The organism is Deltaproteobacteria bacterium, from assembly GCA_005879795.1.
Taxonomy (GTDB): domain Bacteria; phylum Desulfobacterota; class Binatia; order DP-6; family DP-6; genus DP-6.
Map to the genome: position 1 here is coordinate 1 of VBKJ01000238.1, position 3,207 is coordinate 3,207.

Below are 3,207 nucleotides of genomic sequence, written 5' to 3' on the forward strand. Positions count from 1 at the left end.
GACCTCGGCCAAGGTCAGCCCGTACTTCCAAGGCCTCGGCGACCGACGTCTCCCCGTTCACGAAGCTCAGGACCAACGCAAGCCGGCGCTTCGCCGTCCGTCGCTGCGCATCCTGCGGCACATCGGCCATCACGACCACCCCTCCGTGGTGCTTTCACCAGGTCGATCTGGGCGTGCGGGTTTCGGCCCATCGTGATCGCGTAGATCGGCGGATCGCGATCACTGGGATCGGCCGATCGTGATCGCTGAGATCGGGATCGTGATCAGGCAGATCGGTCATCGTGATCGCGCAGATCGGTCATCGTGATCACCCCGTGGTAGGCCCTCCCGAGCCGGGAGGGGTCGACCGAGCGCCGCGCGACGCTGGGTAGTCGGCACCTACACCCCTCCCGCCAGAGGAGGAGGGGTGATGGCGACGGAGCGACTATCCATGCGCAAGACGCGAGAGATTCTGCGCCAGAAGTGGCTGCTCGGGTGCAGCAACCGGGCCGTGGCCCAGAGCGTGGGCGTGAGTGTCGGGGCGGTCGGCGAGACGCTCCGCCGCGCCCGGCAGGTGGGACTGACGTGGGCCCAGGTGGTGGCGCTCGCAGACGACACCGCGCTCGAGGCGCGCCTGTACCCGCGGCCGCCGGGCACGGTCCGACCGCGGCCGCAGCCCGACTGCGTCTACCTCCACACCGAGCGGCGCAAGCCCGGCGTGACCCTCGAGCTCCTGCATCTCGAGTACCTCGAGCGGCACCCTGACGGCTACCGCTACACGCAGTTCTGCGACATCTATCGGCACTGGCTGCGGCGCCGGCGGCTCACCATGCGCCAGGTCCACCGCGGCGGCGAGAAGGGCTTCGTCGACTACGCGGGCAAGACGCCCTCCCTCACTGACCCCGCCACCGGGGAACGGATCCCCGTCGAGCTCTTCCTGATGGCGCTCGGCGCGTCGAGCTACACCTACGCCGAGGCGACCGCCAGCCAGCAGCTCGCGGACTGGATCGCGAGCCACACGCGCGCGTTCGCCTTCTATGGGGGCGTGCCGCGGGCCGTGGTCCCCGACCAGCTGCGGAGCGCGGTCACGATCCCGTGCCGCTACGAACCCGGCATCCAGCGCACCTACGCCGAGCTCGCCGCGCACTATGGCACGACGATCCTCCCCGCGCGGCCCGCGAAGCCGCGCGACAAGGCGATCGCGGAAGTCGGTGTCCAAGTCGCGGAACGGTGGATCGTGGCGCGCCTGCGGCACGAGACCTTCTACACGCTCGCGGCGCTCAACGAGCGGATCGCGGAACTCCTCGCGGCGCTCAACGCCAAGCCGATGCGGCACTACGGTGGCGCGAGCCGCCGCGATCTCTTCGAGCGCCTCGAGCGGCCGCACCTGCGCCCCCTCCCGGCCGAGCCCTTCGAGTACGCCGAGTGGCTCACGGCCGGCGTCAACGTCGACTACCACGTCGCCGTCGACCACCACTTCTACTCGGTCCCGTATACCCTCGTCCCACTCCACGAGCGCCTCGACGTGCGCCTGACAGCGACGGCGGTCGAGATCTTCCACCGCGGCCAGCGGGTCGCCGCGCACCGCCGCAGCTTCGAGCGCGGCCGTCACACGACACTGACCGCGCACATGCCCAAGGCACATCAGGCGCATGCGGGCTGGCGCCCGTCGCGCTTCGTGGATTGGGCAACCACGATCGGCCCACAGACCGCGGCCCTCGTGACCGCCATCTTGGCCGACCGGCCCCATCCCGAGCAGGGCTACCGCTCCTGCCTGGGGATCCTCCGGCTCGCCAAGCGCTACGACCCCGCGCGGCTCGAGGCGGCGTGTGGCCGGGCGCTCGCCGCCGGCGCCCGCTCCTACCGGCACGTGGCGGCGATCCTCAAGCGCGGCCTCGATCGCGTGCCGCCCGGCGCCCCACCGGCCGCCGCCCCCGTCGTCCACGAGAATATCCGGGGCCGCGACTACTACCACTGAAGGAACGGCCGATGCGCCCTGCCCAGCCGAAAACCCGCAGGCGTCCGTGCGTAGGTCGGGTCCTCCCGCGCCCGGCGCGGGGCGGTACGGGGCGCTAATGCGGTCGTCTAGCATCCTCGCAGAAGGGAGGCCGTCATGCTGACCGAACCGACCCTCGAGAAGCTCAAGGCCCTGCGGCTCGACGCCTTCGCCACCGCCTGGCTCGCCCAGCAGCAGGACCCGGCGCTCGCCGCCGTCCCGTTCGACGAGCGGCTCGGCCTCCTGGTCGAGGCCGAATGGCTCGCCCGTGAGAATCGCCGCCTGGCCAACGCGCTGCGCGAGGCGAAGCTCCGCCTCAGCCAGGCGTGTGTCGAGGACATCGACTACGAGCCGCGCCGCGAGCTCGACAAGGCCCTCCTCCGCCAGCTCGCCACCTGCCGCTGGGTCCATGAGCACCACAACCTGTTGATCAGCGGGGCGACGGGCACCGGGAAGAGTTACGTGGCGTGTGCCCTCGCCCAGCAGGCGTGCCGCAGGGGCTACCGCGCCCTCTACCGCCGCGTCCCGCGGCTCTACGAGGAACTCACGCTCGCCCATGCTGACGGGAGCTACATCCGCCTCCTCGCCCGCTTCGCCCGCGTCGACGTCCTCATCCTGGACGATTTTGCGGTCGGCCCCCTCCCGGACCACGGACGCCGGGACCTGCTCGAGATCCTGGAGGACCGCACGGGCACCCGCGCCACCATCATCACCAGCCAGCTCCCGCCGCCGAAGTGGCACGATTACGTCGCGGATCCGACTCTGGCTGATGCGCTCTGTGACCGGCTCCTTCACCCGGCCCACCGGATTGCGCTAAAGGGACCGTCGCGCAGAAAGGAGGCGAGCCCCAGCTCATGACCTGACCAACCAGCGTCGCTGCGCTCCGATCACGATCACCGATCTTGGTGATCACGATGGAGCGATCTGGCTGATCACGATCGCCGAAATCCGCAGCAGCCGCGCTTGCGCCTCAACGGCGCGCGCCCGGGCGGCCTGAGCGGCGCTCCCAGCGACCGCCTTGGCGAGCACGTCGGCCCGCCGCGCCAGCCGCCGCCAGGGGCGCATCCCGGTCGGCAAACACCGCCTTCGACACCGTGCCGTCAACAGCCAGGTCGAGCAGCCGTGCCCGTCGCGCCCGGCAGTCCGGGAGCGCCCTGGCCACCTCCTCGGCCTCGCCGTGCCGAGCGCCCTGGCGCGCCTGATACTGTTCGGCGCCGAGCAGCCGGCGGGGG

At 71.2% G+C, this 3,207-nt stretch carries 2 protein-coding genes; both read left to right on the forward strand.

What is annotated here, in order from left to right:
* Positions 1–409 precede the first annotated feature (409 nt).
* Positions 410–1,957 carry an IS21 family transposase gene (locus tag E6J59_19490; GenBank protein ID TMB16081.1) on the forward strand — a complete coding sequence of 516 codons (1,548 nt, stop codon included), beginning with the start codon at positions 410–412 and terminating at the stop codon, positions 1,955–1,957.
* 135 nt (positions 1,958–2,092) lie between these two features.
* Complete coding sequence (locus tag E6J59_19495) at positions 2,093–2,833, forward strand: AAA family ATPase (GenBank protein ID TMB16082.1); 741 nt, start codon at positions 2,093–2,095, stop codon at positions 2,831–2,833.
* Positions 2,834–3,207: the final 374 nt, after the last annotated feature.